This is a genomic window from Sphingobium sp. CECT 9361, from assembly GCF_918741285.1.
Lineage (GTDB): Bacteria > Pseudomonadota > Alphaproteobacteria > Sphingomonadales > Sphingomonadaceae > Sphingobium.
In genome coordinates this window covers 1-5,662 of sequence record NZ_CAKKNC010000053.1, presented here as the reverse complement: position 1 = coordinate 5,662, position 5,662 = coordinate 1, and the positions used below count along the sequence as shown (strand labels likewise).

The following is a 5,662-nucleotide window of genomic DNA, read 5'->3' as shown; positions in this document are numbered from 1 at the left end:
CACCGGAAACGGCTTCACCGCCATATCCGGCCTCCGGTTCCGCTTCGCTCCACCTCCGCCCGGATATGGCGATGGTGAGCATAATCCACTAACAAACCAACCGGCCCACTCCGCGGGGGCAGATCAGTCTCTCGAAACCCCCTCGCACGTTGCACCAGACCCCGCTGTCTGTACCGCGATCAGTCAGTTCCTGGCGCTTGAGGCCAAGCTGCTGGACGAGAACCGGTACGAAGAATGGCTTGCTCTGCTGGACGAGGACATCGACTATCATGTTCCCATCCGGGTCAGCGACGACCGGCCAGACCGCCAGTCCGCCGCCAATCGCTATCGTTTGCGTGACAATATGATGCTGTTGAGCAAGCGGGTCGAACGGATGACAACCGGGCAGGCATGGGCGGAATCGCCCGCCTCGCGGACGGTGCGCGTCGTCGGTAGCGTGTTGGTCACGCCGACCGACCTGCCGGGCCGTTTCGAAGTCGACAGCGCGGTATTGATTTACCGCCAGCGCGCTCTGGACGAGGAGGCGGACATCATTCCGGTCCGACGTCAGGATGTCGTGTTGCATGAAGATGGCCGGTGTCGGCTGTTGAAGCGCACGGCCCTGCTGCCGTGGATCGCGCTGCGCACGCCCAATCTGGCTATCTTCCTCTAGCCATGGCGCTGATCGAGAGCATCGATCCGGCGTCACTGCCTCCGGCCGAGCGCGGGATGCTGGAAGGGGGCGGGCCAATCTCGCTGCTGGGCGCGTTAGCGAACAGTGCCGGGGCCTTGGCGGCACAGGGCGTGCTGTCGGCGCAGGTCGGACGGCATAGCCTGCTGGACGCACGCCTGCGTGAACTGGCGATCCTTCAGGTCGCCCGGTCGCTGCGATGCCACTATGTCTTCGTCCATCATGTCGATCGCGCGCTAAGTGGTGGTGCGACGCCGGAGGAAGTTCGTGCGATCGCCAGTGGCTGGACCGCCCGCTCCGGTACGGATGAGGGCACACTGGCGGTGCTCGCCTTCGCGCGCAATGCGGCTTTTGGGATGTGCCCTTCCGACGCCGTGACAAGGCGGCTGCGCGACACGCTGCCTGCGGACCAACGCACCGACCTGCTGATCGCTACGACATTCTACGGGATGGTCGCCCGGCAATGCCAGGTTCTGGGGCTGGAGATAGAGCCTGCACTCGCCGGGATTGCCGAGGCCTATCCCTTTTCCGACATATGAAAGGACTGTTCCCATGATGATCCGGCCGCCCGCAGAAGATGGGCTGATGATTATTCCGCAAACCGACCATTCTCGTCTGGTCGGCCAACTCGCGGCGCATTGGGGCAATGACCGTTTCGCGGCCCCGACCCCCTATGATTCGGTCGTCCGCGCGGCGATGTTCCATGATTTCGGCTGGCTGCGGTACGAAACCAGCCCGGCCTTCAACGAGGCCACTGGCGGAACGCCTGACTTTATCCACGCCAGCGTGGATCGGTTCGAACTGGAAAGCTATCAGTGGACGCATGAATGGCTGCTTGAGCAAGATCCCTATGCCGGGCTGATCGCCAATATGCATCGGACAGGCATCTGGCGCGGTCGATATGATGCGATCACGCATCCGCCGCATCCAACCTTTTCTAACCTTGGGCCGGACATAGAAGCGTTCATTGCCAGGAACGAGCAGCAGCAGCAACAGGCGCTGGCGGCAGTCGACCAGGCCGTGTTCCGTACCAATTTCCGGCTGATGCAGGTGTGGGATATTCTGGGCATCTATTTCTGCTGCCAGGAGCCGTACCCCGACTATATAGAACCGGTGCCCGCCAGCTATGAGGACAAGGACGGGGAGGGCGTCCGCATCACTCTCACTCCGCTTAGCTCAACGCGGGTTCGCTTCGATCCTTTCCCGTTCGATGAGGACGGACAGCAGGTGCAGATATCGTACAAGCATCTGCCCCGTTCGAAATGGCCGGATGCCGAAACCTTCCGCAAGGAATATTTCAAAGCGCCGACTAGGATCATCAATCTGGAACTGTGCGCATGAACGCGCACAGCGGCCCTAGCCTCAACGGCGTCTGATATGGCGACACTACATATCGTTGATGCCAACGGGCGCGCCATCGTGGTGGAAGCCGGGCAGGGCCAGACCGTGATGCAGATCGTTCGCGAGTCCGGCGCCTCCGGTATGGAGGCTTTATGCGGTGGCGGCTGTTCCTGCGCGACCTGCCACGTTTATGTCGCCCCTGCCTTCGCCGATCTTTTGCACGCGATCGGCGAGGATGAGGACGCCCTGCTGGACTGCTCGGATCATCGGGCGACGACGTCGCGGCTTGCGTGCCAGATCGTTTTCGACGCCTGTATGGACGGGATGTCGGTGACCGTGGCGCCGGCGGACTGAGATGCGCGCCACGATGCCGAAATATGCGATCGACACGCCCGATCGGGCCGAACGCGATGCTCAATATCGAGTAACGGACAGCGTGGCACCCGGCGTGTTTGAGGCAGCAATAGCGCGCTATGCAGAGCTGTCCGAACAGGTGCGACGGCAACTGCCTGGCGAGCTTGGCATCGTTTACGATGCATCGTCGGGTTCCACGCTGGACCTGTTCCGGGCCTCGGATGACGCGCCGCTGCTGGTCTTCTTCCATGGCGGCTACTGGCGGATGCTCTCCAGTCGGGAGTCCGCGTTTATGGCGCGGACTTTCGTGGCGCAGGGCGTATCGGTCGCGGTCGTAGACTATCAACTGGCACCCTCCGTCACTCTGGCGGAGATCGTGCGGCAAGCCCGCGCGGCTATCATGTGGCTTGCAGGGGAGGGGGCGGATTACGGTCTCCGTCCGAACGGCATCTGGGTCACAGGCAGCTCCGCAGGCGGGCACCTCGCGGCGATGTGCGCAGCTTCCGATGGACATTCCGCCCGGCATGTGCGCGGCATCATGCCGGTGAGCGGGCTGTTCGACCTGAGCCCGCTGGCGAACAGCTTCATCAACGACTGGCTCAAGCTGGACGCGAATGCTGCCGTACAGCTCAGCCCCTGTCACTTGCCGCCGCCGCTTTGCCCGGTCTTGCTAGCTTGGGGCGAGCAGGAGCCGGAGGTCTTCAAAGGACAGTCCCGTGCCTATCGTGATCGCCTGGTCGCTGCTGGCGTAGATACTAGCTGCCTCGAAATCTCCGGCCGCAACCATTTCGACGTCGTCCTCGATCTGGCGGACGGATCGAGCCTGCTCACCGAGCGATTTATGTCCTTCATTCTCGGCGACGCCGCGCGCGTCGTCCCCCACAGGAGTTCAGCATCATGACTTCGGCCTCCTATTTTGCGCCGCGCCGACTGGGCCATGTCAACCTCTGGGTCGATGACCTAGCCGCGTCGGAGAGCTTTTACCGGGACGTATCGGGGCTGCGCGTCGAATTCACCGAGCCCGATCTGGTGGCCACGTTTCTGGGGACGGGTCACACTCCGCATGATCTCGGGATGATCGAGGTGACGCGGGGCAAGGACCGTTTCGGCCGGAACGGCATCCTTCAGCTTCCGGGCACGATCGGGCTGAGCCCCGGCCTCAACCATCTGGCATGGGAGCTGGAGAATGAGGCGGCGCTGGTGACTGCCTTTAAGCAACTGAGAAAGGATGGGATTGAGACTGACCTGACCGTGGATCATCAGGTCGCCCATAGCGTCTATATCTTCGACCCGGATGGCAATTATAACGAATATTATTGCGACACGATCCGCGACTGGCGATCCGTACTGGGCGGGCCGATGGAATTGTTGACCGAATTTTGGGACCCGATGACAGCCGAGGGATCGACCGAGCAACTGTTCGAGACAGCGCCGACGCTGCTGACTACGCCCGGGGCGCCCGTCAATCCGTGGCGCGTGACGCATTCGGTTCTCAGGACCGCCGACATCGAGCAACTGACGCAATTCTACACGCGCATCGGCGGTCTGGCGGTCGTCGCAAGTCACGAAGCCTTTGGGTGGAAAGTGACCTATCTACGGGCCACGCTTGATACCTATCCGCATTGCCTGATTTTGCTGGAGGCGCCGGATAAAGGCTATGGGCGGGCCTGTTTCGAACTTGAATCGGAGGCGGGACTCGAAGTTGCGAAAGCAAATCTCGCCGCGAAAGGCGTTCCTGTGCTGGCCTCGGTCGACCTGCCGTGGAAGACGGCGATATTTCTGGAGGATCCTGACGGATTGGTCAGCGAATATTATGTCCGGCGCGACGCCGTGTTCGATCCCGCGATGACCAGCCCGGCTTGGCTCGAGTTCGCCGTTTAGGGCCTTTCCCGAACGACCGCATCGTGCTTAAATCGGCGCGATCTGGCGAAGGCATGGACCAGTCTGACAATCAGGGTAACGCGAATAAGGACCGTATTTGACTATAGAGATGATTCAGCTTCGTCTTTTCATCGAAGTGGTGACAGCCGGGAGCATTTCGGCTGCCGCGCGGCGCGCCAACATCGTCCAGTCGGCGCTTAGTCGCCGGATGCAGTTACTCGAATTCGCAGTGGGGGTACCTCTATTCACGCGTCATCCAGGCGGGATGGCCCTTACCGAAGCAGGAAAAACACTCCAAGCGCATGCCGAACTGATATTGGCAAACTATGCGGCAATGGAGGAAGATTTTGACCTCCTGCGCGACATGCCCTCGAGCGAAGTCAAGCTGGGTTTTGCCAAGAGCCTCTCGACTCTGATCCATGGGGTGATCGTCTCGGACATGACGCGCGCGCTCGCTGACGTTCGTATTCAGATGATGGAAGCGACCGGTACCGTGCTACAGCGCTGGCTACTGTCGCGGGAGATCGATCTGGCGGTCATGACGACTTGGCGAGTCGACCCTGCCTTCGAGTATTATCCGCTCTGGCGTGAGCATTTGTTTCTGGCGCTCCCGCCTACTGCCGAGGGCGAACTGGGCGATGTATTGCGCAGCTTGCGCCATCTTCCCTTTGTCGGGGTGCCCGGAAGCGCCGATCTGACCAAAGTGGCGACTCGCGCCCTCGCGCGATATGGCGTGGATGTCCAGCCCAGGTTCGAGACGGATTCCATCACTTCACTGCAAAATCTGGTGGAGAAGGGGGACGGGCTTACAATCCTGCCTTATTTCGCGATACCGCAGGAAATGTTTCAGGGCAGGCTAAGGCTTATCCCGATAGAACGGACTTTGCCGCGTTATCTCGTCCGGCGAGCCTCTACGCCGCTTCAGGGGCAGGCGCGTAAGTTCATGGCGCTTCTGCCGCAGGTGTTGCTCCAGCAGGTGAGCGGGCTCCGCTGGATCGAACCGCGTGACATGAATCAGGCTGTCAGCTGGTCCAAGACCATCCAGGACTATACTGACTGACGCACGACCATAAGAAAGTGTGAGGTGGATCGTGCGATTAGGGCACCTTCTGGGACCGGCTTTGTAAAGCCAAGCCCATATTAGAATGGCCATGATTATGGAGCGGCGCGAAGGTTGGGTGTTAACCTTCAGGTCGAGACCGAACGGCTGCTCGACAGTGTCGGCTTATCCTCACTGCCTTTGGCGCATGATCGAAGCACCGATCAGGTAAGGCTGTTTCGTAGCTTTCGGTTGATCTGCCCCCCGCTGAGTGGCCCAGAGACTATGATAGTCTGGACCACGAAGGGGACATTGAATGCCAAGCAAGAAGCACAAGCCGGAAGAGATCATCGGCAAGCTACGTGAAGTTGAGATCA

Annotated in this window: 7 protein-coding genes and 1 pseudogene; all 8 read left to right on the top strand. The window is 60.7% G+C overall.

Features of this window, described 5'->3' with window-relative positions:
- Positions 1–92, top strand: a pseudogene (locus LQ220_RS24550) (integrase catalytic subunit); the annotation flags it as partial.
- Between the two features lie 86 nt (positions 93–178).
- Positions 179–652: an aromatic-ring-hydroxylating dioxygenase subunit beta gene (locus tag LQ220_RS24545; RefSeq protein WP_354958640.1), complete on the top strand. Its 474-nt coding sequence runs from the start codon at positions 179–181 to the stop codon at positions 650–652.
- A 2-nt stretch (positions 653–654) separates the two neighbouring features.
- The gene (locus tag LQ220_RS24540; protein ID WP_230190595.1) at positions 655–1,209 is read left to right on the top strand and encodes a carboxymuconolactone decarboxylase family protein; all 555 of its coding nucleotides are present in this window, start codon (positions 655–657) and stop codon (positions 1,207–1,209) included.
- A gap of 13 nt (positions 1,210–1,222) precedes the next feature.
- A complete protein-coding gene (locus LQ220_RS24535) occupies positions 1,223–2,011 on the top strand; it encodes a DUF3891 family protein (RefSeq protein WP_230190594.1) in 789 nt (262 codons plus the stop codon).
- 36 nt (positions 2,012–2,047) lie between these two features.
- On the top strand, positions 2,048–2,365 hold the full coding sequence (locus tag LQ220_RS24530; RefSeq protein WP_230190593.1) for a 2Fe-2S iron-sulfur cluster-binding protein: 318 nt from the start codon (positions 2,048–2,050) through the stop codon (positions 2,363–2,365).
- 1 nt (position 2,366) lies between these two features.
- Positions 2,367–3,266: an alpha/beta hydrolase gene (locus tag LQ220_RS24525; RefSeq protein WP_230190592.1), complete on the top strand. Its 900-nt coding sequence runs from the start codon at positions 2,367–2,369 to the stop codon at positions 3,264–3,266.
- Positions 3,263–4,246 carry a VOC family protein gene (locus LQ220_RS24520; RefSeq protein WP_230190591.1) on the top strand — a complete coding sequence of 328 codons (984 nt, stop codon included), beginning with the start codon at positions 3,263–3,265 and terminating at the stop codon, positions 4,244–4,246. The genes LQ220_RS24525 and LQ220_RS24520 overlap by 4 nt, the downstream gene beginning before the upstream one ends.
- A gap of 97 nt (positions 4,247–4,343) precedes the next feature.
- Positions 4,344–5,306, top strand: coding sequence for a LysR family transcriptional regulator (locus LQ220_RS24515; RefSeq protein ID WP_230190590.1), 963 nt, complete (start codon positions 4,344–4,346; stop codon positions 5,304–5,306).
- The last annotated feature ends 356 nt before the right edge of the window (positions 5,307–5,662 follow it).

Coding starts and splice junctions, on each gene's coding strand:
- LQ220_RS24535 (WP_230190594.1), top strand. CDS start 1,223: ATGATGATCCGGCCGCCCGCAGAAGATGGGCTGATGATTATTCCGCAA.
- LQ220_RS24525 (WP_230190592.1), top strand. CDS start 2,367: ATGCGCGCCACGATGCCGAAATATGCGATCGACACGCCCGATCGGGCC.
- LQ220_RS24540 (WP_230190595.1), top strand. CDS start 655: ATGGCGCTGATCGAGAGCATCGATCCGGCGTCACTGCCTCCGGCCGAG.
- LQ220_RS24520 (WP_230190591.1), top strand. CDS start 3,263: ATGACTTCGGCCTCCTATTTTGCGCCGCGCCGACTGGGCCATGTCAAC.
- LQ220_RS24530 (WP_230190593.1), top strand. CDS start 2,048: ATGGCGACACTACATATCGTTGATGCCAACGGGCGCGCCATCGTGGTG.